Origin of the sequence: Streptomyces canus, from assembly GCF_030815415.1 — a bacterium.
In the GTDB taxonomy this organism is placed as follows: Bacteria; Actinomycetota; Actinomycetes; order Streptomycetales; family Streptomycetaceae; genus Streptomyces; species Streptomyces canus_F.
Genome location: NZ_JAUSWW010000001.1, coordinates 6,079,500 through 6,105,250 on the forward strand (window position 1 = coordinate 6,079,500; position 25,751 = coordinate 6,105,250).

At 70.4% G+C, this 25,751-nt stretch carries 19 protein-coding genes and 2 pseudogenes; 10 read left to right on the plus strand and 11 right to left on the minus strand.

Annotated elements, in window-relative coordinates; all coding sequences use genetic code 11:
• Positions 1-40: 40 nt before the first annotated feature.
• From QF037_RS51490 to QF037_RS28245, 3 genes and pseudogenes are all read left to right on the plus strand, one after another.
• A pseudogene (locus tag QF037_RS51490) lies at positions 41-346 on the plus strand (ComF family protein); the annotation flags it as partial.
• A gap of 1,403 nt (positions 347-1,749) precedes the next feature.
• The gene (hpf, locus tag QF037_RS28240) at positions 1,750-2,442 is read left to right on the plus strand and encodes a ribosome hibernation-promoting factor, HPF/YfiA family (protein WP_373463824.1); all 693 of its coding nucleotides are present in this window, start codon (positions 1,750-1,752) and stop codon (positions 2,440-2,442) included.
• Positions 2,443-2,645: 203 nt separating this feature from the next.
• Positions 2,646-3,392 carry a response regulator gene (locus QF037_RS28245; RefSeq protein WP_307029899.1) on the plus strand — a complete coding sequence of 249 codons (747 nt, stop codon included), beginning with the start codon at positions 2,646-2,648 and terminating at the stop codon, positions 3,390-3,392.
• Positions 3,393-3,417: 25 nt separating this feature from the next.
• Here QF037_RS28245 and QF037_RS28250 read toward each other — a convergent pair whose 3' ends face one another.
• Both QF037_RS28250 and QF037_RS28255 read right to left on the minus strand, forming a co-directional pair.
• Positions 3,418-4,590, minus strand: a complete 1,173-nt coding sequence (locus tag QF037_RS28250) for a winged helix-turn-helix domain-containing protein (RefSeq protein WP_307029903.1) — start codon at positions 4,588-4,590, stop codon at positions 3,418-3,420.
• Positions 4,591-4,867: 277 nt separating this feature from the next.
• Complete coding sequence (locus QF037_RS28255) at positions 4,868-5,461, minus strand: GNAT family N-acetyltransferase (protein WP_307029905.1); 594 nt, start codon at positions 5,459-5,461, stop codon at positions 4,868-4,870.
• 270 nt (positions 5,462-5,731) lie between these two features.
• Between QF037_RS28255 and secA the strand changes: the two genes are divergently transcribed.
• A complete protein-coding gene (gene secA, locus QF037_RS28260; protein ID WP_307029907.1) occupies positions 5,732-8,569 on the plus strand; it encodes a preprotein translocase subunit SecA in 2,838 nt (945 codons plus the stop codon).
• Positions 8,570-8,651: 82 nt separating this feature from the next.
• Here secA and QF037_RS28265 read toward each other — a convergent pair whose 3' ends face one another.
• Positions 8,652-9,269 (minus strand): Rv3235 family protein, encoded by a 618-nt coding sequence (locus tag QF037_RS28265; RefSeq protein WP_307029909.1) that lies wholly within the window; start codon positions 9,267-9,269, stop codon positions 8,652-8,654.
• A 318-nt stretch (positions 9,270-9,587) separates the two neighbouring features.
• Here QF037_RS28265 and QF037_RS28270 point away from each other — a divergent pair, with 318 nt between their 5' ends.
• Positions 9,588-10,103: a DUF6912 family protein gene (locus tag QF037_RS28270; protein ID WP_307029911.1), complete on the plus strand. Its 516-nt coding sequence runs from the start codon at positions 9,588-9,590 to the stop codon at positions 10,101-10,103.
• 69 nt (positions 10,104-10,172) lie between these two features.
• The gene (locus tag QF037_RS28275) at positions 10,173-10,847 is read left to right on the plus strand and encodes an HAD family hydrolase (protein ID WP_307029913.1); all 675 of its coding nucleotides are present in this window, start codon (positions 10,173-10,175) and stop codon (positions 10,845-10,847) included.
• A gap of 145 nt (positions 10,848-10,992) precedes the next feature.
• On the opposite strand, the gene QF037_RS28280 is transcribed toward QF037_RS28275, so the two are convergent.
• Positions 10,993-11,559 carry a DJ-1/PfpI family protein gene (locus QF037_RS28280; protein WP_307029915.1) on the minus strand — a complete coding sequence of 189 codons (567 nt, stop codon included), beginning with the start codon at positions 11,557-11,559 and terminating at the stop codon, positions 10,993-10,995.
• Positions 11,560-12,068: 509 nt separating this feature from the next.
• Here QF037_RS28280 and QF037_RS28285 point away from each other — a divergent pair.
• Entirely contained in the window at positions 12,069-17,000 is a 4,932-nt protein-coding gene (locus tag QF037_RS28285; protein ID WP_307029917.1) for an NAD-glutamate dehydrogenase, read from the plus strand.
• A gap of 126 nt (positions 17,001-17,126) precedes the next feature.
• Positions 17,127-17,588 carry a GtrA family protein gene (locus QF037_RS28290; RefSeq protein WP_307029919.1) on the plus strand — a complete coding sequence of 154 codons (462 nt, stop codon included), beginning with the start codon at positions 17,127-17,129 and terminating at the stop codon, positions 17,586-17,588.
• Here the strand turns inward: QF037_RS28290 and QF037_RS28295 are convergent.
• Together QF037_RS28295 and QF037_RS28300 are read right to left on the minus strand one after the other, a co-directional pair.
• Positions 17,585-18,445: an ABC transporter ATP-binding protein gene (locus QF037_RS28295; protein WP_307029921.1), complete on the minus strand. Its 861-nt coding sequence runs from the start codon at positions 18,443-18,445 to the stop codon at positions 17,585-17,587. The two genes, QF037_RS28290 and QF037_RS28295, sit on opposite strands and share 4 nt — an antisense overlap.
• Positions 18,438-19,367, minus strand: a complete 930-nt coding sequence (locus QF037_RS28300) for an ABC transporter permease (protein ID WP_307029923.1) — start codon at positions 19,365-19,367, stop codon at positions 18,438-18,440. Before QF037_RS28300 ends, QF037_RS28295 begins: the two co-directional genes overlap by 8 nt.
• Before the next feature lie 198 nt (positions 19,368-19,565).
• Between QF037_RS28300 and QF037_RS28305 the strand changes: the two genes are divergently transcribed.
• Positions 19,566-20,192 carry a TetR/AcrR family transcriptional regulator gene (locus tag QF037_RS28305; protein WP_307029925.1) on the plus strand — a complete coding sequence of 209 codons (627 nt, stop codon included), beginning with the start codon at positions 19,566-19,568 and terminating at the stop codon, positions 20,190-20,192.
• A gap of 48 nt (positions 20,193-20,240) precedes the next feature.
• Here QF037_RS28305 and QF037_RS28310 read toward each other — a convergent pair whose 3' ends face one another.
• The 4 genes and pseudogenes from QF037_RS28310 to QF037_RS28325 form a co-directional block, all read right to left on the minus strand.
• Positions 20,241-21,173 carry an ADP-ribosylglycohydrolase family protein gene (locus QF037_RS28310; RefSeq protein ID WP_307029927.1) on the minus strand — a complete coding sequence of 311 codons (933 nt, stop codon included), beginning with the start codon at positions 21,171-21,173 and terminating at the stop codon, positions 20,241-20,243.
• Between the two features lie 99 nt (positions 21,174-21,272).
• Complete coding sequence (galE, locus tag QF037_RS28315; protein ID WP_307029929.1) at positions 21,273-22,271, minus strand: UDP-glucose 4-epimerase GalE; 999 nt, start codon at positions 22,269-22,271, stop codon at positions 21,273-21,275.
• Positions 22,272-22,541: 270 nt separating this feature from the next.
• Positions 22,542-23,093 (minus strand): annotated as a pseudogene (locus QF037_RS28320) (glycosyltransferase family 2 protein); the annotation flags it as partial.
• A gap of 156 nt (positions 23,094-23,249) precedes the next feature.
• On the minus strand, positions 23,250-23,717 hold the full coding sequence (locus QF037_RS28325; protein WP_307029931.1) for a MarR family winged helix-turn-helix transcriptional regulator: 468 nt from the start codon (positions 23,715-23,717) through the stop codon (positions 23,250-23,252).
• Between the two features lie 135 nt (positions 23,718-23,852).
• Here QF037_RS28325 and QF037_RS28330 point away from each other — a divergent pair, with 135 nt between their 5' ends.
• Positions 23,853-24,266 carry an organic hydroperoxide resistance protein gene (locus QF037_RS28330; protein ID WP_307029933.1) on the plus strand — a complete coding sequence of 138 codons (414 nt, stop codon included), beginning with the start codon at positions 23,853-23,855 and terminating at the stop codon, positions 24,264-24,266.
• On the opposite strand, the gene QF037_RS28335 is transcribed toward QF037_RS28330, so the two are convergent.
• Positions 24,256-25,638, minus strand: coding sequence for a hypothetical protein (locus QF037_RS28335; protein ID WP_307029935.1), 1,383 nt, complete (start codon positions 25,636-25,638; stop codon positions 24,256-24,258). The two genes, QF037_RS28330 and QF037_RS28335, sit on opposite strands and share 11 nt — an antisense overlap.
• Between the last annotated feature and the right edge of the window lie 113 nt (positions 25,639-25,751).

Genomic DNA, 25,751 nt, shown 5'->3' on the forward strand with positions numbered 1-25,751 from the left:
GGGCTGGCCGGGTGGCGCGGGCGTTGGCACAGTGGTGGGCATGCGGGGGTGGTGGCAGGACCTGACCGACCTGGTGCTGCCGGCCGAGTGCGGAGGCTGCGGGAGGGTTCGCACGGTGCTCTGTCCGGAGTGCCGTGCCGCCCTGAGCGGGACCGTGCCGTGCCGGGTGCGACCGGAGCCGGAGCCGACGGGGCTGCCGGCGGTGCATGCGGCCGCGCCGTACGCCGACGAGGTGCGGGCGGTGCTGCTGGCACACAAGGAACGCGGCGCACTGACCTTGGCGGCACCCCTGGGCGCGGCTCTGGCGGGGGCCGTGCGGGCGGGGCTGTGGGAGGCGTGGGCCGGGGGTGCGGCGGACGGCTGTGGTGCGGTGACCGGAGCTGGTGCGGGGCCGATGGGAGCTGGCTGGGGCTCTGAGGGGCCTGCGTGGGGCTCTGAGAGGGCGGAGCGGGGGCGTCGTGTCGTTGGGCCGGGGTGCTCCGGCGAGGGGCCTGTGGGGGCCGGTGGCGCGTTCGGAGGCCTGACAGGGGGTGGGCGCCGAGGGCCCGTGGGAGCTGGGTGGGCCGGAGGTGTTGCCGGGGCCGAGGGCCGGGGGTCGGCGGATGCCGCGGAGGAACGGGCGGGCGATTCCGCGGCGGGTGCCTTGATGGGGCACGAGGGCGGCCTGGCGGGGGCGCGTGGTCGAGGCTCCTTGAGTGCTGGCCCGGGGCGTGAGGGCTGCTCGGCGGGAGCCCGGGCGGGGTCTGAGGGTGGTGTTGCGGGGTTTGCCGGGGCGGCTGTGGGGCCTGGGGTGGGGTCGGCGGGAGCCGCTTCTGGGGTCGGGGCGGCAGCGGGAGTCGGGGGTTCAGGAGCGGGGGACCGGGTCGTATTGCTTGTTCCTGTGCCTTCTGCGCGGCGGGTGGTGGGGGCTCGGGGGCATGATCCGGCGCGGCGGATCGCACTGGCGGCGGCGAGGGAGCTGCGGCGCGGTGGGGTGGCGGCGCGGGTGGTCGGTGTGTTGCGGCAGCGGCGGCCCGTGGCTGATCAGTCGGGGCTCGATTCGCGGGAGCGGCTGAAGAATCTCTCGGGTGCGCTCGAGGTCGTTCCCGGTGGTGGGCGGTTGCTTCTCGGCGGTCCGGTCGTGCTCGTCGACGACCTGATGACGACCGGCGCGTCCCTGACAGAGGCGGCGCGTGCCGTGCGGGTGGCGACGGCTGTGGCCGCGGAGGCGGTCGCGCGGGGGCGGGGGCGGGGGAGTGGCGCGGTCGTGTACGGCTCAGCCGTAACACCTGTGTACGGCACGGCTGCTCGGGAAGGCACAGGGGGACGGAGGAATCGATCGGCGGAGGCAGACGTGGGCGGTGGGCCCGGAATGGTGCGGACCTACCGTGCCGGTGACGTCATCTGCGCGGCTGTGGTCGCGGCATCGCCAAGTTCTTTCGAAATAAACCGGAACTGACTGCGAAGTCGCATCGTTGCAGGTAATAAGAGGGCCAATTCACCTGAACGGAGGTACGCCGCGGTAGAGGGTGACGACATCCGTCCGGGCGAGATATGTTCGGTTGTGAGGAAAGGCCCAGGCCACACCTCTCATATCCGATTGCCGTGCCGCGGGTTTTTCACCATCACCCGTCCCGGTGGAGTGGAGATCTTGCCCACGGGGGAGGAGGTGGACGTCACCGAGTCCGAGGTTCCGGGGCTCACCGGGACCTGGTGCAAAAGGGAGATGCTCCGCCAGTGGCGCGGAGTGATCCGGGAACGGAGTTCTGCGTGGACATCGTCGTCAAGGGCCGCAAGACCGAGGTGCCCGAGCGGTTCCGCAAGCACGTGGCCGAGAAGCTGAAGCTGGAGAAGATCCAGAAGCTCGACGGCAAGGTGATCAGCCTCGACGTCGAGGTGTCCAAGGAGCCGAACCCCCGACAGGCCGACCGCTGTGACCGAGTGGAGATCACGCTCCGCTCCCGCGGTCCGGTGATCCGGGCGGAGGCGGCAGCAAGTGATCCGTACGCGGCGCTCGACCTGGCGGCGGAAAAGCTCGACGCCCGGCTGCGCAAGCAGCACGACAAGCGTTACTCCCGTCGCGGCTCCCGCCGGCTCACGGCGGCCGAGGTTCCCGACCACGTCCCGGGTGCGGCGACGCTCAACGGGAACGGCGACCCGGTCCATGAGCAGGAGCCGGACGGCGTACCCACCAAGAAGATCGGCTCGCTGGAAGTGAAGGGCGAAGGCCCCCTCATCGTCCGCGAGAAGACCCACGTCGCCTCCCCGATGACCCTTGACCAGGCTCTTTACGAGATGGAGCTGGTCGGGCACGACTTCTATCTGTTCGTCGACTCCGAGACCAAGGAACCGAGTGTCGTCTACCGGCGGCACGCCTACGACTACGGCGTCATCCACCTCAGCACGGACCCCATGGTCGCCCAGGCGCCGCCTCCCGCGGCCGGCGGCACGCTGGGTGGCTGACACGCGCCCGGCTGACGGCTGAGCGGTGCCCCTGGAGCGCCTGTGCGCCCCCAGGGGCACCGGTGTGCGACCACTTCGCGCCCGGCTCTGTCACCGCAGTGTCGTCCGGGCATGAAATCATGGCCGCATCGGCCCAATCGGTGGGCCGTTGCCTTGGGTTGGCGATGGCACATGACCAGCCACAGCCTTCAGGGGGAGGAACGATGGCGGACAGCTTCGGACCGATGCATGCCGAGGGCGCCGGCGACGGCGTCGTCGGCGTCGGATCGGACGCGGGCTCACCACGCAAGGAGCCCATCCGTGTCCTGGTCGTCGACGACCATGCCCTCTTCCGACGGGGACTCGAGATCGTGCTCGCGGCCGAGGAGGACATCCAGGTCGTGGGCGAGGCGGGCGACGGCGCCGAGGCCGTCGACAAGGCCGCCGATCTGCTGCCCGACATCGTCCTGATGGACGTACGGATGCCCAAGCGGGGCGGTATCGAGGCGTGCACCTCCATCAAGGAGGTGGCACCCAGCGCCAAGATCATCATGTTGACGATCAGCGATGAGGAAGCCGACCTCTACGAGGCGATCAAGGCCGGCGCGACCGGATATCTTCTCAAGGAGATCTCCACGGACGAGGTGGCCACCGCCATTCGCGCGGTGGCCGACGGGCAGTCGCAGATCAGCCCGTCCATGGCGTCGAAACTGCTCACCGAGTTCAAATCGATGATCCAGCGGACGGACGAACGCCGACTTGTGCCCGCGCCGCGGCTGACGGACCGGGAGCTCGAGGTTCTCAAACTCGTCGCCACCGGTATGAACAACCGCGATATCGCCAAGGAGTTGTTCATCTCCGAGAACACCGTGAAGAACCATGTGCGCAACATCCTGGAGAAGCTGCAGCTGCACTCCAGGATGGAGGCTGTCGTCTATGCGATGCGGGAGAAGATCCTCGAGATCCGCTGAGGTCCGTTGAGGTCCGGCGCTTCCGTCAAGCCAGTGCTCGGGTGAGTTCACTGGTCAGGGGCTCCCGGAGGTCCGGTGCGTCCACTCTTTCGACGCGTACGTCCGTGCAGTCCACCCAGCTCGCCGCCTCGACCAGTGCCTGGGCCACCGCCGGGACCGCCTTCGGGCCGTCCAGGGTGACCTGCCTGGCGACGAGGGTGCGGCCCTCGCGTGCCGGGTCGACGCGGCCGACGAGACGGCCGCCGGCCAGGACCGGCATCGCGAAGTAGCCGTACACCCGCTTCGGCTTGGGGACGTAGGCCTCCAGGCGGTGGGTGAAGCCGAAGATCCGCTCCGTGCGCGCGCGTTCCCAGATCAGGGAGTCGAAGGGCGACAGGAGCGTCGTACGGTGGCGGCCGCGCGGGGGTGTCTCCAGGGCCGCGGGGTCCGCCCAGGCCGGCTTGGACCAGCCCTCGACCGTGACCGGGACCAGGCCCGAGTCGTCGATCACCGCGTCGACCTGGTCGCCCTTGAGGCGGTGGTAGTCGGCGATGTCCGCGCGGGTGCCGACGCCGAGGGACTTGCCGGCGAGGCGGACGAGGGTGCGCAGGCACTCGGTGTCGTCCAGGTCGTCGTGCAGCAGGGCCGTGGGGACGGCGCGTTCTGCCAGGTCGTACACGCGTTTCCAGCCGCGGCGCTCCACGCAGACCACCTCGCCGTACATCAGCGCGCGCTCCACGGCGACCTTTGTGCCGGACCAGTCCCACCACTCGCTGGTCTTCTTCGCGCCGCCCAACTCTGTGGCGGTGAGGGGGCCTTCGGAGCGGAGTTGCTTGATGACCTGGTCGTAGGTGCCGTCCGGGAGGGTGTGGTTCCAGTGGGGGCGGTTGCGGTAGGCGCGGCGGCGGAAGGCGAAGTGGGGCCATTCCTCGATGGGGAGGATGCAGGCGGCGTGGGACCAGTACTCGAAGGCGTGTGTGTCCGTCCAATAGGCGTCCTCGACCGTTTTGCGGCCTACGGCTCCCAGGCGTGCGTACGGGATGAGTTCGTGGGAGCGGGCCAGGACCGAGATGGTGTCGAGTTGGACCGCGCCGAGGTGGCGGAGGGTGCCGCGGACGCCGGCCTTGCGGTTGGGGGTGCCGAGGAAGCCCTGGGCGTGGAGGGCGATGCGGCGGGCCTCGTCTGCGGAGAGCGCTGCGGTGGGGCGCGGGGTCGTCATGCTTCCGCACGATAGGAGGTGGGACTGACAGCGGGGGATGACCTCGGGGTTCTTCGGGGAGTGCGCTGTGTTCGGGTGCCGGTGAGGTTTTCGCCCCCGCCGCCCCTACCCGTCCCGTCCTCCAGGGGCTCCGCCCCTTCGACCCCGTCCCTGGGGGCTGCGCCCCCAGACCCCGTCGGCCACTGAGGGCCTTGTCCTCAAACGCCGGACGGGCTGGGAGCAGCGGGCCGGCGATGGAGGGGTGGAGTCCACGGCGGGGTGGGCTGGGGTGAGTGGGTCAGGGGGTGGGTGCGCTGGGGTGTGGTCGTGCCGGGAGGTAGGGGGCTGTTGAGGGGAGGCCCAGGTCCGAGGGCAGTAGGGAACCCACCCAGCAGTCGCGTCGTACGCCCTTGTTGTTGACCGCGGAGCGGAGGGTGCCTTCGAGGGTGAAACCGGCGTGTTCCGCCACCGCGCGGGAGGGGGTGTTGCCTACTTCCGCGCGCCATTCGATGCGGTCGATGGAGAGGGCGGTGAAGGCCCAGCGGGCGGTTGTGGTGGTGGCCTCGGTGATGTAGCCGTTGCCGCGGTGCTCCTTGGTGGCCCAGAAGCCGATCTCGGCGACGCCGAGGGAGCGCATGGTGATGCCGAGCATGCCGACGAGTTCGCCGGAGGGGAGGAAGACGCCGAAGGTGAACATGGAGTCGTTGGCCCAGCCGTCGGGGGCGAACTGTTCCGTGAAGGCCCGCGCGTGCTCGTGGAGGTAGGGCGAGGGGAACTGGGAGAGCCAGCGCTGCATCTCGGGGTCCTGGGCGGCGGCGTGCACGGCGTCGGTGTCGTCGGGACCGACGGTGCGCAGAACCAGGCGGCCGGTGGTGAGCGTGACGGGTTCCATCGGCCGATTCTGCTCGGGATTCGGGCGTGGACGCCATCCTTTCGCTCTGTGTGAGCGGGTGATCACAGTTCGCGCAAAACGTCGAGAGGACGCGGCACCATCCGCAACCTCCGTCCGTTGTCCCCTTTGACGGAGATTTGAAGCAGCGGACGGTCGGCGCCCTCGGCAGGCTCCCGGCGTGGCCGGGTCCTCGCATACGATGGCCGTTGCTCAGTCAAGTCAAATGGAAAACGACCGTCCCAGGCCCGACCGGCAAGGAGACTTACCCCCGTGTCCGTCCTCTCGAAGATCATGCGTGCAGGCGAAGGCAAGATCCTGCGCAAGCTGCACCGCATCGCGGACCAGGTCAACTCCATCGAAGAGGACTTCGTCGACCTCTCCGACGCCGAGCTGCGGGCCCTCACTGATGAGTACAAGCAGCGGTACATCGATGGTGAGACGCTGGACGACCTGCTGCCCGAGGCGTTCGCCACCGTGCGCGAGGGCGCCAAGCGCGCGCTCGGCCAGCGTCATTACGACGTGCAGATCATGGGCGGCGCCGCCCTCCACCTCGGCTACGTGGCCGAGATGAAGACCGGCGAGGGCAAGACCCTCGTCGGCACCCTGCCCGCGTATCTGAACGCGCTGTCCGGCAAGGGCGTCCACCTGATCACGGTCAACGACTATCTGGCCGAGCGCGACTCCGAGATGATGGGCCGCGTCCACAAGTTCCTGGGCCTGGACGTCGGTTGCATCCTCGCCAACATGACCCCCGCCCAGCGCCGTGAGCAGTACGCGTGCGACATCACGTACGGCACGAACAACGAGTTCGGCTTCGACTACCTGCGCGACAACATGGCGTGGTCCAAGGACGAGCTCGTCCAGCGCGGCCACAACTTCGCGATCGTCGACGAGGTCGACTCCATCCTGGTCGACGAGGCCCGTACGCCGCTGATCATCTCCGGCCCGGCCGACCAGGCCACCAAGTGGTACGGCGACTTCGCCAAGCTGGTCACCCGCCTGAAGAAGGGCGAGGCCGGCAACCAGCTCAAGGGCATCGAGGAGACCGGCGACTACGAGGTCGACGAGAAGAAGCGCACGGTCGCCATCCACGAGTCCGGTGTCGCCAAGGTCGAGGACTGGCTGGGCATCGACAACCTCTACGAGTCGGTGAACACCCCTCTGGTGGGCTACCTGAACAACGCCATCAAGGCGAAGGAGCTCTTCAAGAAGGACAAGGACTACGTCGTCATGGACGGCGAAGTCATGATCGTCGACGAGCACACCGGCCGTATCCTCGCCGGCCGCCGCTACAACGAGGGCATGCACCAGGCGATCGAGGCGAAGGAAGGGGTGGACATCAAGGACGAGAACCAGACGCTCGCCACGATCACCCTCCAGAACTTCTTCCGCCTCTACAAGCGCCACGACCACAGCGGCAAGGAACAGCCCGGCCTCTGCGGCATGACCGGTACGGCGATGACCGAGGCGGCCGAGTTCCACCAGATCTACAAGCTCGGCGTCGTCCCGATCCCGACCAACCGGCCCATGGTCCGCAAGGACCAGTCGGACCTGATCTACCGCACCGAGGTCGCGAAGTTCGAGGCGGTCGTCGACGACATCGTCGAGAAGCACGAGAAGGGCCAGCCGATCCTCGTCGGTACGACGTCGGTCGAGAAGTCCGAGTACCTCTCGCAGCAGCTCAGCAAGCGCGGAGTCCAGCACGAGGTGCTGAACGCCAAGCAGCACGACCGGGAGGCGACGATCGTCGCCCAGGCCGGCCGCAAGGGCGCCGTGACCGTGGCCACCAACATGGCCGGCCGCGGTACCGACATCAAGCTCGGCGGCAACCCCGAGGACCTCGCCGAGGCGGAGCTGCGCCAGCGCGGCCTCGACCCCGAGGAGCACATCGAGGAGTGGGCGCAGGCTCTGCCCGCCGCCCTGGAGCGTGCCGAGCAGGCGGTCAAGGCGGAGTTCGAAGAGGTCAAGGACCTCGGCGGGCTCTACGTCCTCGGTACCGAGCGGCACGAGTCGCGTCGTATCGACAACCAGCTGCGCGGTCGTTCCGGTCGTCAGGGCGACCCGGGTGAGTCCCGCTTCTACCTGTCGCTCGGCGACGACCTGATGCGTCTGTTCAAGGCCCAGATGGTCGAGCGCGTGATGTCGATGGCGAACGTCCCGGACGACGTGCCGATCGAGAACAAGATGGTCACGCGCGCGATCGCGTCCGCCCAGTCGCAGGTCGAGCAGCAGAACTTCGAGACGCGTAAGAACGTCCTGAAGTACGACGAGGTCCTCAACCGCCAGCGTGAGGTCATCTACGGCGAGCGGCGCCGCGTCCTGGAGGGCGAGGATCTGCAGGAGCAGATCGTGCACTTCATGGACGACACGATCGACGCGTACATCGCGGCGGAGACCGCCGAGGGTTTCGCGGAGGACTGGGACCTCGACCGGCTGTGGGGCGCGTTCAAGCAGCTCTACCCGGTGAAGATCACCGTCGAGGAGCTGGAGGACGCGGCCGGCGACCGGGCCGGGCTGACCGCCGACTTCATCTCCGAGTCCATCAAGGACGACATCCACGAGCAGTACGAGGGGCGCGAGGCGCAGCTCGGCTCCGAGATCATGCGTGAGCTGGAGCGCCGGGTCGTGCTGTCGGTCCTGGACCGCAAGTGGCGCGAGCACCTCTACGAGATGGACTACCTCCAGGAGGGCATCGGCCTGCGGGCGATGGCGCAGAAGGACCCGCTGGTCGAGTACCAGCGCGAGGGCTTCGACATGTTCACCGCCATGATGGAGGGCATCAAGGAGGAGTCCGTCGGCTACCTGTTCAACCTGGAGGTCCAGGTCGAGCAGCAGGTCGAGGAGGTCCCGGTCCAGGACGACAAGCCGTCGCTCGACAAGCAGGACTCGGTGCCGGCGCAGGCGGGTTCGCGTCCGGAGATCCGTGCGAAGGGGCTCGACGCTCCGCAGCGTCGGGATCTGCACTTCTCCGCGCCGACCGTGGACGGCGAGGGCGGTGTCGTCGAGGGTGAGTTCGCCGACGACGAAGAGCCGGTGCGGTCCGAGGCGGATGGTCTTACGCGCGCGGAGCGGCGCAAGCAGTCGCGTGGGCGGCGCCGCAAGAAGTGACGGTGTCTGTGACGCTGTAGCGGTGTGAAGGGCCGGGCCACCTGGGGTGGCCCGGCCCTTCCGCGTTCGTCGGCGGGCGGTGTCAGACGTCGTCCGTGCGGGCGGCCCTGGGGCCGCCCAGTTCCACCGCCGCGCAGCGCCAGCGCCGGTCCCGGCCCTGTTCCAGACGGAAGGCCATCGCGCGGAGCTGGTCGCCGGCGCCGATACGGGCGAAGGCCTCGACCGCTCCGTCGCGGGGGACGTAGTAGCCGATGTCGCGGATGACGGGGCGGGTGCCGTGGGTGCGGAGGGGGCCGCGTTCGGCGAGCACGGCGAGTTCGTCGTAGGCCTGGCCGATGGTGTGCCGGAGCATCGAGTGGACGGGGCGCTGGCCGCTGAGGACCGCGAGGAGGAGGTCGGCGAAGAGGTCGGTGGGGCGGGGCTGGGGGATCGGCCTGCGCGGGGCCCGGGAAGGGACGACAGGGGCGCCGAGGGGCCTTTCGCGGGCCTCCGAGCGGGTCGTCGGCGGGCGGTTGTCGGCAGGGGCGGTGTGCGGGCCGGTGCCGGTCCGTGAGCCCGGCGGGCGGCCGTCGTCCGCGGTCGTGCGGGGCGTGCCGCCGGTCGGGGTGCGGGGCGGGGTGGTGCCCGGGCGGCGGGCGTCACGGCGGCCCGGGGGGCGGCTGCCCGGACGGTTCTGTGCCCTGGTCATGACCTTGTTCATGGGGTCCCCGTTCGGTGGGCCCGGCGTTGTACCGGGCGGTAACTTTGTGTTGGGGATCTTGTACGGGGCCGCGGGTGGCCGCGGCAAGGAAGCCAAGGGCCGGGTCGAGCGGCCGGAACGTTCACTTATCCGAGTGACCGAGGCGGGCTGAAGGCCGTGACCGCGGGGGCGCACCGGGTGAGTTCCGGGACCAGGGTGGACGCCTGCGGACGTAGAGGCAGGGACTCGAAAGGGGACGCCCGCACGTATCCTGAAGGCCTTCACCGAGGCCCCCGCGGAGCACTGCGACCCCGCCCCCGACCACGAAAGCGGCAGCCCATGCGCGTCTACGTCCCCCTGACCCTCTCCGGTCTCGCCGAGGCGTACAAGACGGGCGAGCTGGGGCCCGGACCGCTCGTCGCATACGCCGTGACGCCCGCGTTGCGCGAGTGGTACCTCTCCGACGACATCGAGGAGCTGGAGTACGCGGCGCTGAACCGGGCCGCGCTCGCCTCGCTGCGGCTGCTGGCGGCCGACCCCGGGGCGGTGCGGCGCCGGGTCGTGGTCGCCGTCGACGTGCCCGACGGCGCGGCGTTCTCCGACCCCGACCGGGGGCTCGACCCGACCGCGCTGGGCCAGGTGCGGGTCGACCGGGCCGTACCGCTCGGCAAGGCGGCCGCCGTGCACGTCGACGCGAGTGACGCCGAGACGGACGTGACCGCGGCCGCGGAGGCGCTCGCCGCGGCGGAGGGCGGGGACGACGACGCGCAGTTCGTCGTGGACGGAGCCGGGGACCACGAACTGCTCTGGTTCGCCACGCAGGAGATCCCGAACCTGGTCGGGCTGGGGAACTGAGGCGCCGGCCGTGCCTCTGTGACCTGCGAGTCACTTGATTGTCAGTGGCGGCGGGTACATTTTTTCGGCATGGGGAAGCAAACGGGCGCGCACATTGTGTGGGACTGGAACGGGACGCTGTTCCACGACAATGACGCGATCATCGGGGCGACGAACGCGGCGTTCGCCGAGCTGGGACTCGCGCCGATCACGATGGAGCGGTACCGGGCGCTGTACTGCGTGCCGGTGCCGAAGTTCTACGAGCGGCTGTTGGGGCGGCTGCCGACAGAGGCCGAGTGGGCCGTCATGGACGAGACCTTCCATCGGTACTACACCGTGCATCGGGTCGGCTGCGGGCTGACGGCCGGCGCGGCCGAGCTGCTCGCGGGGTGGCGGTCGGCGGGGCGCAGCCAGTCGATCCTCAGCATGTACGGGCACGAGGAACTGCTTCCGCTGGTCCGGGGGTTCGGGATCGAAGCGCACTTCATACGCGTCGACGGACGGACCGGGCCCTCCGGGGGCAGCAAGGCCGAGCACATGACCCGGCACCTCGCGGCACTGACGGGGGTGGCCGGAGTGGACCCCGCGCGGACCGTGGTGATCGGCGACGCGGCCGACGACGCGGTGGCGGCGCGGCACGTGGGGGCGCGGGCCGTGCTGTACACGGGGGGTTCGCACAGCCGGGCCAGCCTGGAGGAGGTGGGGGTGCCGGTGGTGGACACCCTGGCGGAGGCGGTTGTGGAGGCGGAGCGGCTCGCGGCGTAGCGGCGGGGACGGCTCGTCGGGTTCCCGGGGGCGGTGCGGGGGTGAGGGCTGAGCGGTGGCGGTGCGTGGGTCGGGGGAATCGCGCGACCAGCCCCCACTCAGCCTCAGTCGAACGACTACCTCAGCGGCACGTCCCTCATGCCCCTCATGTCACCGGCGCCTTCGCCCGCAGGATCGTCAGGAACTCACGCATCCAGCGGGAGTGGTCCGGCCAGGCCCGGGCGGAGACCAGCGTGCCGTCGACCACCGCCTCGGCGTCCTGGAAGGTGGCGCCGGCCGCCTGCATGTCGAGTTCCAGGGCGGGGTAGGCCGTGACGCGGCGGCCGCGGAGGCCGTCGACCGCGGCGGTGAGCAGGGGGCCGTGGCAGATCTGGGCGACCGGCTTGTCCGCGTCGAAGAAGGACTTGAGGATCTTGCGGAGTTCGGGGTCGTTGCGCAGGTACTCAGGGGCGCGGCCGCCGGGGATGACGATCGCGGCGTACTGACCGGGGTCGACCTCGGCGAAGGCCAGGTCGGCGGGCCAGGTGTAGCCGGGCTTCTCGGTGTAGGTGTCGAAGCCGGGTTCGAAGTCGTGGACCACGAACCGGAGCTTCTTGCGGGTGGGGGCCGCGATATGGACGTCGTAGCCCTCTTCACGGAGGCGCTGGTAGGGGTACAGGACCTCCAGTGACTCCGCTGCGTCGCCGGTGACGATCAGGATTTTGGCTGTCATGTCGGCAATGTGCATCCGGACCAGGCCCTTGCCAAGGGGGCCGGTCGACGACACCCACCGCATGGTGCGCGGCTTCCTGCCCCTGTGCAGAACGTCAAAGTTCGACCCCCGGTTTTGTACACATACGGCTCATGACGGGCCCCCTGTAAGGAGCGATAGCCTTAGTGGCGTGATCAGCGCGATAGTTCGCGGGGGCATCGTTGCCCCTGCCCTGCGCCCGGAGAGCACGGACGACATCCGTGACCGGGCGGCGGTCGCTGGTCTTCGCGGGCGGGGCGGGGGCACATGGGCCCCCGGGGCGCCGCGCACATCCCCTGGAGCGGCGTCGCAGAGAGCAGCGTCACATCCGTCGGGCGTGCCAAGAATGGCTGATAACCCCCCGCTCATCTCACCTTGCGGCATAGCGTCGGAGCAGACCGGACACCCCGTGTCGCGGCGTTACGTCCCAGGGGAAGAGACCGTACTTCCTTCAACGTCACGCAACGGCGCGCGACAGGAGCCAGAGGACAATGCAGACCAAGCTGGACGAAGCCAAGGCCGAGCTGCTCGAGAGGGCCGCCCGGGTAGCTGAGAACAGCCCGGTCGGGGGGCACCTACCGACCGGGACGACGGACGAGAGCACCCCTGACCGGGAGACCGTGCTCGCGTTCCTCCAGCGCTACTACCTGCACACCGCCCCGGAGGATCTCACCGATCGCGACCCGGTCGATGTCTTCGGAGCCGCCTACTCGCACTATCGGCTGGCCGAGAACCGGCCGCAGGGCACGGCAAGTGTGCGGGTCCTCACGCCCACCGTGGAAGAGAACGGATGGGCGTGCACGCATTCGATCGTCGAGGTCGTCACCGACGACATGCCCTTCCTCGTCGACTCCGTCACCAATGAGCTGACCCGGCAGGGGCGCGGCATCCATGTCGTCATCCACCCGCAGGTCGTCGTCCGGCGGGACGTCACCGGCAAGCTCATCGAGGTGCTCGCCCAGCGACCCAGCGGTGAGCTTCCGCACGACGCGCACACCGAGTCCTGGATCCACGTCGAGATCGACCGCGAGACCGACCGCGCGGACCTGAAGCAGATCACCGCCGATCTGCTGCGCGTCCTGTCGGACGTCCGCGAGACCGTCGAGGACTGGGAGAAGATGCGGGACGCGGCGCTGCGGATGGCCGAGGAGCTGCCCGCCGAGCCCGTCGCCTCCGACCTGCGCGAGCAGGACATCGAGGAGGCCCGCGAGCTGCTGCGCTGGCTGGCCGCCGATCACTTCACCTTCCTCGGCTACCGCGAGTACCAGCTCCGCGAGGACGACTCCCTCGTCGCCGTGCCGGGCACCGGCCTCGGCATCCTGCGCTCCGACCCGCATCACGCCGAGGACGAGAGCCACCCCGTCAGCCCCTCCTTCGAGCGGCTGCCCGCCGACGCCCGCGCCAAGGCGCGCGAGCACAAGCTCCTGGTGCTGACCAAGGCCAACAGCCGGGCGACCGTGCACCGGCCGTCGTACCTGGACTACATCGGTGTGAAGAAGTTCGACGCCGAGGGCAATGTCGTCGGTGAGCGCCGCTTCCTCGGGCTCTTCTCCTCCGCCGCCTACACCGAGTCCGTCCGCCGGGTCCCCGTCATCCGCCGCAAGGTCGAAGAGGTGCTGCAGCGCGCGGGCTTCTCTCCCAAAAGCCACGACGGGCGCGACCTGCTCCAGATCCTGGAGACCTACCCGCGCGACGAGCTCTTCCAGACCCCGCCCGACGAGCTGCAGTCGATCGTCACCTCCGTGCTGTACCTCCAGGAGCGGCGGCGGCTGCGGCTCTACCTGCGCCAGGACGAGTACGGGCGCTACTACTCCGCCCTCGTCTACCTGCCGCGCGACCGGTACACCACCGGCGTCCGGCTGCGGATCATCGACATCCTGAAGGAGGAACTCGGCGGCACCAGCGTCGACTTCACCGCCTGGAACACCGAGTCGATCCTGTCCCGGCTGCACTTCGTGGTCCGGGTCCCGCAGGGCACCGAGCTGCCGGAGCTCTCCGACCTCGACAAGGAGCGCATCGAGGCGCGGCTCGTCGAGGCGGCCCGCTCCTGGGCCGACGGCTTCGCCGAGGCTCTCAACAACGAACTCGGCGAGGAGCGCGCCGCCGAGCTGCTGCGCCGGTACGGCAACGCCTTCCCGGAGGGCTACAAGGCCGACCACACCTCGCGTTCCGCGGTCGCCGACCTCGTCCACCTGGAGAAGCTCACCGAGGACAACAACTTCGCGCTGAGCCTGTACGAGCCGGTCGGCGCCGCCCCCGAGGAGCGTCGCTTCAAGATCTACCGCAAGGGTGCCGCGATCACCCTGTCCGCCGTGCTGCCGGTCCTCAACCGGCTCGGCGTCGAGGTCATCGACGAGCGGCCCTACGAGCTGCGCTGCTCGGACCGCAGCATCGCCTGGATCTACGACTTCGGGCTGCGCATGCCCAAGTCGCAGAACGGCGCCGGGGACTACCTGGGCGACGACGGCCGCGAGCGCTTCCAGGAGGCCTTCGCCGCGACCTGGACAGGGCTGGCGGAGAACGACGGCTTCAACGCCCTCGTGCTGAGCGCCGGGCTGAACTGGCGGCAGGCGACGGTGCTGCGGGCGTACGCCAAGTACCTGCGGCAGGCGGGCTCCACCTTCTCGCAGGACTACATGGAGGACACCCTCCGCAACAACGTCCACACCACGCGGCTGCTCGTCTCCCTGTTCGAGGCGCGAATGTCGCCGGACCGGCAGCGCGCCGGGCACGAGATCGTGGACGCCCTCCTCGAAGAGGTCGACGCCGCCCTCGACCAGGTCGCGAGCCTCGACGAGGACCGGATCCTGCGGTCGTTCCTGACCGTCATCAAGGCGACCCTGCGCACGAACTTCTTCCAGGAGGCGCTCGGCGGCAAGCCGCACGAATACGTGTCCATGAAGTTCGACCCGCAGATGATCCCGGACCTGCCGGCGCCGCGCCCGGCGTTCGAGATCTGGGTCTACTCGCCGCGCGTCGAGGGCGTGCACCTCCGGTTCGGCAAGGTCGCTCGCGGTGGTCTGCGCTGGTCCGACCGGCGTGAGGACTTCCGGACCGAGATCCTCGGTCTGGTCAAGGCGCAGATGGTGAAGAACACCGTCATCGTGCCGGTCGGCGCCAAGGGCGGCTTCGTCGCCAAGCAGCTGCCCGACCCGAGCGTGGACCGGGACGCGTGGCTGGCCGAGGGCATCGCCAGCTACAAGACGTTCATCTCGGCGCTGCTCGACATCACCGACAACATGGTGGCCGGCGAGGTCGTGCCGCCCGCCGACGTCGTCCGGCACGACGAGGACGACACCTACCTCGTCGTCGCCGCCGACAAGGGCACCGCGACCTTCTCGGACATCGCCAACGGGGTCGCCGAGTCGTACAACTTCTGGCTCGGCGACGCCTTCGCCTCCGGCGGCTCCGCGGGCTACGACCACAAGGGCATGGGCATCACCGCGCGCGGTGCCTGGGAGTCCGTCAAGCGGCACTTCCGGGAACTGGGTGTGAACACGCAGGCCGAGGACTTCACGGTCGTCGGCATCGGCGACATGTCCGGTGACGTGTTCGGCAACGGCATGCTGCTCAGCGAGCACATCCGCCTGGTCGCCGCCTTCGACCACCGGCACATCTTCATCGACCCGAAGCCGGACGCGGCCACCTCCTACGCCGAGCGCCGCCGCGTCTTCGAGCTGCCGCGCTCCAGCTGGGCCGACTACAACGCCGAGCTCATCTCGGCCGGAGGCGGTGTGTTCCCCCGCAGCGCCAAGGCCATCCCGGTCAACGCACACATCCGCGAGGCCCTCGGGATCGAGGGCAAGGTCGCCAAGATGACGCCGGCCGACCTGATGAAGGCCATCCTCAAGGCGCCGGTGGACCTGCTGTGGAACGGCGGCATCGGCACGTACGTCAAGGCCTCCACCGAGACCCACGCCGACGTCGGCGACAAGGCCAACGACCCGATCCGGGTCGACGGCGCCGACCTGCGGGTCAAGGTCGTCGGCGAGGGCGGCAACCTGGGGCTCACCCAGCTCGGCCGGATCGAGTTCTCGCTCACCGGCGGGAAGATCAACACCGACGCCATCGACAACAGCGCGGGCGTGGACACCTCCGACCACGAGGTGAACATCAAGATCCTGCTCAACGGCGTGGTCGCGGACGGCGACATGACCGTCAAGCAGCGCAACAAGCAGCTCGCCGAGATGACCGACGAGGTCGGCCGGCTGGTGCTGCGCAACAACTACGCGCAGAACACGGCCATCGCCAACGCGCTGGCCCAGTCCAAGGACATGCTCCACGCCCAGCAGCGCTACCTGCGTCACCTGGTGCGCGCGGGTCTGCTGGACCGGGCCCTGGAGTTCCTGCCCACCGACCGCCAGATCCGGGAACGCCTGGGCGCCGCACAGGGCCTGACCGGCCCGGAGACGGCTGTCCTCCTGGCGTACACCAAGATCACGGTCTCCGACGAGCTGCTGCACACCTCGCTCCCGGACGACCCGTATCTGCGCGGTCTGCTCGACTCGTACTTCCCGAGCGCGCTGCGCGAGAAGTTCGCCGAGCACATCGACAGCCACCCGCTGCGCCGCGAGATCATCACGACGGTGCTGGTCAACGACACGGTCAACACGGGCGGTACGACCTATCTGCACCGGCTGCGCGAGGAGACCGGCGCTTCCCTCGAGGAGATCGTCCGGGCGCAGACCGCGGCCCGCGCGATCTTCCGCTCGGCCGTGGTGTGGGACGCGGTGGAGGCGCTCGACAACCAGGTCGAGGCCGCCGTGCAGACCCGGATCCGGCTGCACTCGCGCCGGCTCGTCGAGCGCGGCACGCGCTGGCTGCTCAACAACCGGCCGCAGCCGTTGCAGCTCGCCGAGACGGTCGAGTTCTTCTCCGAGCGCGTCGATCAGGTCTGGTCGCAGCTGCCGAAGCTGCTGCGGGGCGCGGACCTGGAGTGGTACCAGCAGATCTACGACGAGCTGACGGGCGCCGGCGTCCCGGACGAACTCGCCACGCGCGTGGCCGGGTTCTCCTCCGCCTTCCCGACGCTCGACATCGTCCTGGTGGCCGACCGCATGGGCCGGGAGCCGCTGGATGTCGCGGAGGTCTACTACGACCTCGGCGACCGGCTGCGGATCACCCAGCTCATGGACCGCATCATCGAGCTGCCCCGTGCCGACCGCTGGCAGTCCATGGCCCGCGCCTCCATCCGCGAGGACCTGTACGCGGCCCACGCGGCGCTGACCGCCGACGTGCTCGCGGTGGGCAACGGCAGCTCGACTCCCGAGCAGCGCTTCAAGGCGTGGGAGGAGAAGAACGCGGCGATCCTGGGCCGGGCGCGCTCGACCCTGGAGGAGATCCAGGGCTCGGAGGCGTTCGACCTCGCCAACCTGTCGGTGGCGATGCGGACCATGCGGACGCTGCTGCGGACGCATTCGTAGGCGATACGACGAGAGAGGGCGCCCCGGGCCGTCATGGCTCGGGGCGCCCCTTTCTTGGCCCGGCTTTTGGTCTGGCTTAGGGAAAATCCGGCGGGTGGCTTACCCGGGGCGGCTAAGCCTTGTGCGATGACTGTGAACCTCTCCGAGGAGCGAGCGGCCGCTGCCGCCGTGCCGCTCGAGCGGCTCCGGCGGATCGTCCGTGAAGTGGTGAACTTCGGGGTCGTCGGCGGCAGCGGTGTCGTGGTGAACTTCCTCGTCTTCAACGTGCTGCTGCACGGCCTCGGTCGGCGGGCGATGGCGGCGACGGTGCTGGCGAGCCTCGTCGCCATGGGCACGAACTACGTCGGCTTCCGCTTCTTCACCTATCGCGACCGGGATGCGCGCACACGTCAGCAGGTCGTGCTGTTCTTCGTCTTCAGCGCCATCGGTGTGGCGATGGAGAGCGGCCTCTTCTACGTCGGCTACCACGGCCTGGGCCTTCACGGTCCGCTCGCGTCGAACGCCGTGAAGGCCACGTCGATCGTGCTGGCCTCCGCGTTCCGGTTCCTGGTCTACCGGACGTGGGTGTTCCAGCACGAGGTGCGCTAGACGGCGACCTTCGGCTTCGGCTTGGGCTTCGGCTTCGTGGTCTTGTCGCCGGTGAAGGCCTCGTACTCCTTCAGGACGTCCTCGGTGGGGCCGTCCATGCGCAGTTCGCCGCGCTCCAGCCACAGCACGCGGTCGCAGGTGTCGCGGATCGACTTGTTGTTGTGGCTGACCAGGAACACCGTGCCGGCGTGCTTGCGCAGCTCGCGGATGCGCTGCTCGGAGCGCTTCTGGAAGGCGCGGTCGCCGGTGGCGAGGGCCTCGTCGATGAGGAGGACGTCGTGGTCCTTGGCGGCGGCGATGGAGAAGCGGAGGCGGGCGCCCATGCCGGAGGAGTACGTGCGCATGGGCAGGGTGATGAAGTCCCCCTTCTCGTTGATGCCGGAGAAGTCGACGATCTCCTGGTAGCGCTCCTTGATCTGCTCGCGGGACATGCCCATCGCGAGGCCGCCGAGGTAGACGTTGCGCTCGCCGGTCAGGTCGCCCATCAGGGCCGCGTTCACGCCGAGGAGGGAGGGCTGGCCGTCGGTGTAGATGGCGCCGCTCTCCACCGGCAGCAGACCGGCGACCGCTTTGAGGAGGGTCGACTTGCCGGAGCCGTTGGTACCGATCAGGCCGATGGCCTCGCCGCGGTAGGCGACGAAGGAGACCTTCTTCACCGCGTGGACCTTGCGTACGCCGGACGCCCTCTCGGTCTTCTCGCGGCGCAGGATGCGGTTCAGGGCGGCGGTCGCGGAGCCGCGGCCGGCGCCGGTGCCGTTGACGCGATAGACGATGTCGACGTTGTCGGCGACGACGGTGGGGACCAGGCCGGTCGGGGACGCGGTCGGGATTGCGGGGTTCTCGAGGTTCTCAGCCACGGCCGTACGTCTCCTCAGCCTTCCAGAAGTAGATGAAGCCGCCGACGCCGGCGAGCAGGGCCCAGCCCGTGGCGATCAGCCAGACGTGTTGCGGCAGTTGGCTGGAGTGGAAGCTGTCGATCAGCGCGAAGCGCATCAGGTCGATGTAGATGGCGGCCGGGTTGGCCTGGAGGACGGGGACCACCCAGGACGGCCAGTGGGTGTGCTTGGCGGCCAGGTGGTCGATGCTCCACATGACGCCGGACACGTACATCCACGTGCGCAGGATGAACGGCATCAGCTGGGCGATGTCCGGCGTCTTGGCGCCGACCCGGGCCACGATCAGCGAGACGCCGGCGTTGAAGGTGAACTGCAGCACCAGTGCCGGGATCGCCAGCAGCCACGAGACCGAGACCGGCACGCCGAAGCAGAGCAGGATCACGACCAGGGCGGCCATCGAGAACAGCAGCTGCTGGAGCTGCTGGAGGCAGAAGGAGAGCGGCAGCGCGGCCCGCGGGAAGTGCAGGGCGCGCACCAGGCCGAGGTTGCCGGAGATGGCGCGGGTGCCCGTGAGGATCGAGCTCTGGGTGAAGGTCCAGATGAACACGCCCGTGACCAGGAACGGGACGTAGTCCGGCACGCCCTTCTTGGTGCCCAGCAGCACGCCGAAGATGAAGAAGTACACCGCCGCGTTGAGCAGCGGGTTCATCACCTGCCAGATCTGGCCGAGCTTCGCCTGGCTGTACTGGGCGGTGAGCTTGGCGGTCGAGAACGCGGTGATGAAGTGGCGCCGGGCCCACAGCTGGCGGATGTACTCGGACAGGGTCGGGCGGGCACCGCTGACGGAGAGGCCGTGGCGGGCGGCGAGGGCCGCGAGGTCGCCTTCGGCGGTCGGGGGGAGGGTCGCCGTTGTCGGAGGCGGTGTGTGGAGGACCTGGCTCACATCCGCTGCTTTCGGTTGGGGGGTGTGTCCGGCACCCGACGTTTCCTTACGCTTCTCTTCACGTTCTCTTACGTCGGGACGGGACCGTATCGTCGCAACGTGAGCGTAGGCCGAGCGGGCGTCGGAACGCAACCGTTTCGTCGTGACGTTCTGCGTGGGGACGGGACCGTATCGTCGTAACGCCCTATGCTGGTTCGTATGACGACGAACGCCGACGAGCCGCAGACCCGTCCGCGCCGCCGGGCCCCCGCCGGAGCCGCCGTGCTCCGGGAGGATGTGACGGAGGCCATCCGGGCGGCCGTCTTCGAGGAGCTCGCGGCCGTCGGCTACGCGCGGATGTCCATCGAGGGGATCGCGCGCCGGGCGGGGGTCGGCAAGACCGCGGTCTACCGGCGCTGGCGCTCCAAGCTGCATCTCGTCCTCGACGTGGTGTCGGCGCTCGCCGTGCAGGGGCTGCTCGCGCCGGACACCGGTGCGCTGGAGAGCGATCTGCGGCTGCTGTACGAGGTGACCTCCCGTGCGCTGCGCCACCCCGTGGCCTCGCAGATTCTCCCGGACCTCCAGGCCGAGGCGGCCCGTAACCCGGAGATCGCCGAAGCGGTGCAGAAGGCGCTGCGGGACGGGCAGGAGGGTGTCGCCAGCAAGATCCTCGTGGCGGCGGAGCAGCGGGGCGAGGTCCGGTCGGGGCTCGATGACGAGCTGGCGCTCGATCTGATCTCCGGGCCGCTGTACTGGCGGTCCGTGGTGATCCGGAGCCCGAAGCTGCCGAAGGGCTATCTGGACGCGCTGGCACGCGGGACGGCCGCGGCGCTCAAGGCGCTGTAGCCGGGCAGCCGCGCGGTCGGTTCGGGAGGGGGCGCCGGTGCTGGGTCCTCAGCCGAGCAGTTGACGCGCGAGACCTGCCAACTCTGGTGCGCGCAGGACCCGTTCGCCGAAGCCGGGAAGCGGGACATGGAGTGCTTCCGTCCATGGGGCGGGGACGGCTTCGACGCCGTGGACCGCTCCCGCGAGGCCGCCGGTGACCGCGGCGACGGTGTCCGTGTCGCCGCCGAGGTCGATCGCGGCGCGTACGGCCTCCTCGTATGAGGAGGTGGTGCGCAGGGCCCAGACGGCGGATCCGAGGCAGGGCCAGACGGCGCCGTTGAACTCCGTCGCCCGGTCGGGGTGCCAGTCGGGAGCGAGGACGGTGGCGTACCTCTCCCGGTGGTCGGGGTGTACCGCGGCGAGTGCGGCGGGGAGGGCGGCGAGCGGGTCGGCGCCGGTGAGGGCCGTGCGGATCAGCTCATGGAGGATCGCGGTGCCTTCCCAGGCCGCCCGGTCGCCGTGGGTGAGGGCGGAGAGGCGACGGGCGGCGTCCATGGTGGACTCCCGCCCCTGGGGCGCGAAGAAGACCGCGGAGGGTGCCGCCCGCATCAACGCGCCGTTCCCGGCGGCCCGTTGGCTGGTCTGGAAGTGCAGGGCGGCGGCCAGGTCCCAGGGGTCGCCGCCGCTCAGCACGGCCTCCGTCTGCAGGCCGATGTCCTTGGGGTCCGCGGCGGCCCAGCGCCGGAACCGGTGGAAGACGTCCGGGAGCTCGAGGCCGCCGTGCTCCAGCAGTGACTCGGCGACCAGCACGGCCATCTGCGTGTCGTCGGTCGCCTCGCCCGGCTCCCAGCCGCCGCCCCCGCACATCTCGCCGCCGTGCCCCGGGTGGGGAAAGCGGGCGGAGAACGCGCCCTCGGGGCCGAACTCGAAGGGGGCGCCCAGGGCGTCGCCGACGGCGGAACCGATGACGGCGCCCAGGGCGCGCGAGGTGAGGTCGGTCATCGGGGCAGGCTAGGGCCTGTCCGGCACGGGCCGTCGGACGGGGTCGCTCGGCGGACCGCGGAGCGCGGGCGGCCCCGGCCCTCGCGCAGCCTCTGCCCTCTATCCCCGAGCCGCCTCCGGGTGCAGTCGTACCCAGCCCTCCCAGGCCGAGGTGATCATGTCCTGGATGTCGTGCTTGGCATTCCAGCCCAGCTCGGCGGTGATGCGGTCGGCGGAGGCGACGACTCGGGATGGGTCGCCGGGGCGGCGGGGCGTGACGGTCGGGGGGCGGTCGTAGCCCGTGACGGCGTTGATGTGGTCGATCATCTCGCGGACCGAGACGCCCTCGCCGCGGCCGACGTTGAGGGTGAGGTCGCGACCGGGGGAGGAGCGCAGGGCGCGGGCCGTGGCGACGTGGGCGTCGGCCAGGTCGAGCACGTGGATGTAGTCGCGGACGCAGGTGCCGTCCGGTGTGGCGTAGTCGTCGCCGAAGATGCGAGGGGGCGCCTTCTCCGTCAGCTTCTCGAAGACCATGGGGATCAGATTGAAGACGCCGGTGTCCGCGAGGTGCGGGGTCGCCGCGCCCGCCACGTTGAAGTAGCGCAGGGACGCCGTGGCCAGGCCCGTCGCCCGGCCCGTCGCGCGGACCAGCCACTCGCCGGCCAGCTTCGTCTCGCCGTAGGGCGACATGGGCACGCACGGCGTCTCCTCCGTGACCAGCTCCACGTCCGGCATGCCGTACACCGCCGCCGAGGACGAGAAGACGAAGGAGGACACCCCGGGCGCTCCCGGCGCCCCGGCCCCGGTCACCTGTTCCAGCAGGACGCGCAGGCCCTCGACGTTCTCCCGGTAGTAGTGCAGCGGCAGATCGACCGACTCACCCACCTGCTTCTTCGCCGCCAGATGCACGACCCCGGTGACGGCGTGGTCCGCGAGGGCGCGCGCCACGCGCTCCGCGTCCAGGGTGGAGCCCACGACCAGCGGCACCCCGTCCGGGACGCGCTCGGCGATTCCCGTGGACAGGTCGTCGTACACCACCGCGCGCTCGCCCGCCTCGGTCATCGCCCGTACGACGTGCGCTCCGATGTAGCCGGCGCCGCCGGTGATCAGCCAGGTCATGTACGGCCGTCCCCTCGTCAGATGGAGCGAGATGTGCGTGTGGTGCGCGGTCGGACACCGGCTTCAGTCAACCAGGCGCCGGAGCACACTGCGGACAACCGCGACAACTCCCCGTGAGCGGGACACCACGTGCGGTACCGGTTCCGCCGCCCCGTGCCCGGCGCGCACCGCCCGCGCCAGCTCCACCCGTCCGGCGGTCAGCAGGATGTCGTACGCCAGCCGGTAGGCCTCCGTGAGCGCTCCGCTGTCGGAGGTCTGCGGGGCGCGCGGCACGTACACCCGCTCGGGCACGAGCACGATGTCCGGGCTCGCGGCCAGCACGCGCGCGTGGAAGACGACGTTCTCGTGGGCGAAGCGGCCCTCGGGGAAACGGATGCCGTGGTCGTGCAGGAAGTCGGTGCGGTAGAGCTTGTTGCCGCAGACGCTGTCGTGCACCCATAGCGGGCGCTGCGCGGGACGCGCGCACAACCCGCTCGCGACCTCCGCGCGCGCCCCCAGCAGCGCCCTCACCGCGCCGGGCAGCAGCGTGTCCCCGCCGTCCAGGAACATCACGTACGGCGAAGTCACCCGGTCCAGCCCGGTGTTGCGCGGGCTGCCCCGGCCGCCGCTGTGCACCCGTCGCCGGAGCACGCGCACGCGTGGGTCGATCGAAGAGAGGCGGGCCAGCAGTTCCGCGCCGCCGTCCGTCGAGCCGTCGTCGACGACGAGGACCTCGCGGACGGCGGGCCCCTGGGCGAGCACGGAGCGCACGGTGGCCCGCACGCGCGCGGCGTCGTCGTGGCCGGTCACGACGGCACAGGCCTGGGGGGCGTGAAGGTCCATGGGGGCCGTGTTCCGGAATCGCGTGAAGGGGAGGCACTCGATCCGGAAGACGGTGAGAAGCCACGCCGGGTTCATTCGCGGGCGCGGGACGGGAATTCACACCGAAGGGGGAGTACGGCCGTGGCGGTGTGACCTTCCGCCGCTACGTCGGAGGCGTCAGGAGTTCTCGTCCAGCTGAGCCGAGTCCAGCGCCGTGGTCAGCTCGTCCAGCCGTGCCCGCAGCTCGCGGATCTCGTCCATGTCGAAGGAGGTCGCCGCGGCGATCCGGCGCGGCACCTCCAGCGCGCGCTCGCGCAGCGCGACGCCCTCCTCGGTGAGCCGGACCTCCACGGAACGCTCGTCGCGGGCGCTGCGCTCACGGCGTACCAGGCCTGCCGACTCCAGCCGCTTGAGCAGCGGGGAGAGGGTGCCCGAGTCGAGGCGGAGGTGCTCGCCGAGCTTCTTGACGGGCAGGTCGCCGTGCTCCCACAGCACCAGCATCACCAGGTACTGCGGATACGTGAGCCCGAGGTCCTTGAGGATCACGCGGTAGACGCCGCCGAAGGCGCGTGAGGCGGCGTTCAGGGAGAAGCAGATCTGCTGGTCGAGGCGGAGCCAGTCGGTGGTGGGCGGAGGCGTGGTCATGTCTCCAGAGTAGCGCTAGTCCGCCATTTAGTTGTGCACAACTTAATTGTGTGCTCTACTTGTGGTCGTGAGACGGCCCGGACCGAGAGAACGGGCCGGCCGCCCCCGTCACCACGTTTGAGAGGGATGGAACCCATGGACGCGCTCTACACCGCTGTCGCCACCGCCACCCACGGCCGCGACGGTCGTGCCGTCAGCAACGACGGTCAGATCGACCTCCAGCTGGCCCCGCCGGCCGCGCTGGGCGGCAACGGTCAGGGCACCAACCCCGAGCAGCTGTTCGCCGCCGGCTACGCCGCCTGTTTCGGCAGCGCCCTCGGTCTCGTCGGCCGCCAGGCCAAGGTCGACGTCAGCGACGCCGCAGTGACCGCCGAGGTCTCCATAGGCAAGGAGGGCGAGGGCTTCGGTCTCGCCGTCGTGCTCCGCGTCGAGCTCCCCGACACCCTGGACCAGGCGACCGGCCGCAAGCTCGTCGAGGCCGCCCACCAGGTCTGCCCCTACTCCAACGCCACCCGCGGCAACATCGAGGTCGAGCTCGTCATCGAGTAGTCACCGGCACCGCCCCGACGACCCGCGCCAGCACCTCCCCCGTGCGCGCGCTCCACGCCACCACCACCGCCTCCCCGGGCACCCTGTCCTGCCGCGTCAGCAGCAGCCAGCGCACCTGGTGGCGCCGGACCACGGCGGCACGGTCGGCGCGGGTCGACGCCGGGGAGAGATAGTCCCGTACGTCCCGCTGGTGGCCCTTCGCCACAGGGCCGGACGGGACGAGATTCGCCCCGAACCCCGCGAGCGCCAGGGCGGCGTGGCGGTCGGCCGTGAGGACCACCTCACCGCGTCCGATGTGCCGCGCCGCCCACTCGTACGTCGGCGGCGCCGCAGGCCTCGGCATCGTGAGAAGCCCGAGGCAGGCCACCGCGGCCACCACCCCGGCGTACACCCTGCGCCGCGCACCCCACGGCCGGGGCGCCGCCAGTTCCACGGCCGCCGCGCACACCAGGGCCACGACCCCGGCGAACCCGCCGTACCCGCACGCCGCGACCGGGCAGCCGAGGACGAACATCACCGTCAGCGGATCCCGCCGCCCCCGCGCCCACACCGCCGGCAGCCCCACCAGCGCCGGCCAGAACCGCCAGGGAACCGGCACCCGCTCCGGCGCGACCAGGTCGAAGTACGGCCACCCTACGGCGACCAGCGCCGCCACACCGGCCGTCACCGCCCAGCGCACCCCGACGGTCCGCCCCCACCCCCGCTGCCACCCCGCGACAAAGGCGACGGCCCCCGCGACCGCCCCCACGGCGATGACCGGATCGATCAGCAGCACCGCCCCGTACAGCACGCCCGCCCCCACGTACCCGGCGATCCCCGGCAGCCCGCTCGGGCCCACATACCGAAGGGCCCCGTCGTTGCGCGCCCGTGCCCCCGTCAGCGCCCAGGCCCACAGGCTCAGCCCGGCCGCGAAGGCCGCCGGGGAGCCGGGATCCCCGGCCATCAGCAGGACCGGCAGCGCCAGGACCGGTGCCCACGGCCGGGGCGTCAGCGTCCGCACCAGACGGCCCAGGCCGGTCAACAGCACCAACAGGTTCAGTGGCCCGGCCAGTCGCACAACCTCCCAGCCACCCAGCCCCGTCAGCCGCGCGAACAGGCCCTGCGCCACCGTGTACGGCGAGTAGTACGGGCTGCCCGCACCCGGCAGATCCGCCAGGGGATGCCGCGGATGCCACAGATCGACCCGCAGCCGCTCGATCACCGCCGCGTGCAGCCCCGCCTCACAGCACAGCGGAGCCGCCCAGTACGCCAGCGACATCACCAGCCAGCACAGGAAGCCGAAGACCAGATACGGGCCGGGACGCCAGGCACGGCCGCCGCGCAGCGCCGTCGCGCCACGAAGAGACCGCCGGCTCAGAAGACCGCTGCTCACCGCACCAGCCTTCCCGTCGCAGCCGGCCGCTGCGCCTGGCGTCACACGCCTGGCGCAGCGACGCTCTCCTCGGCCGCCCGGCGGGTCAGCGGCCGGGGCGGCCGGCCGGGCGC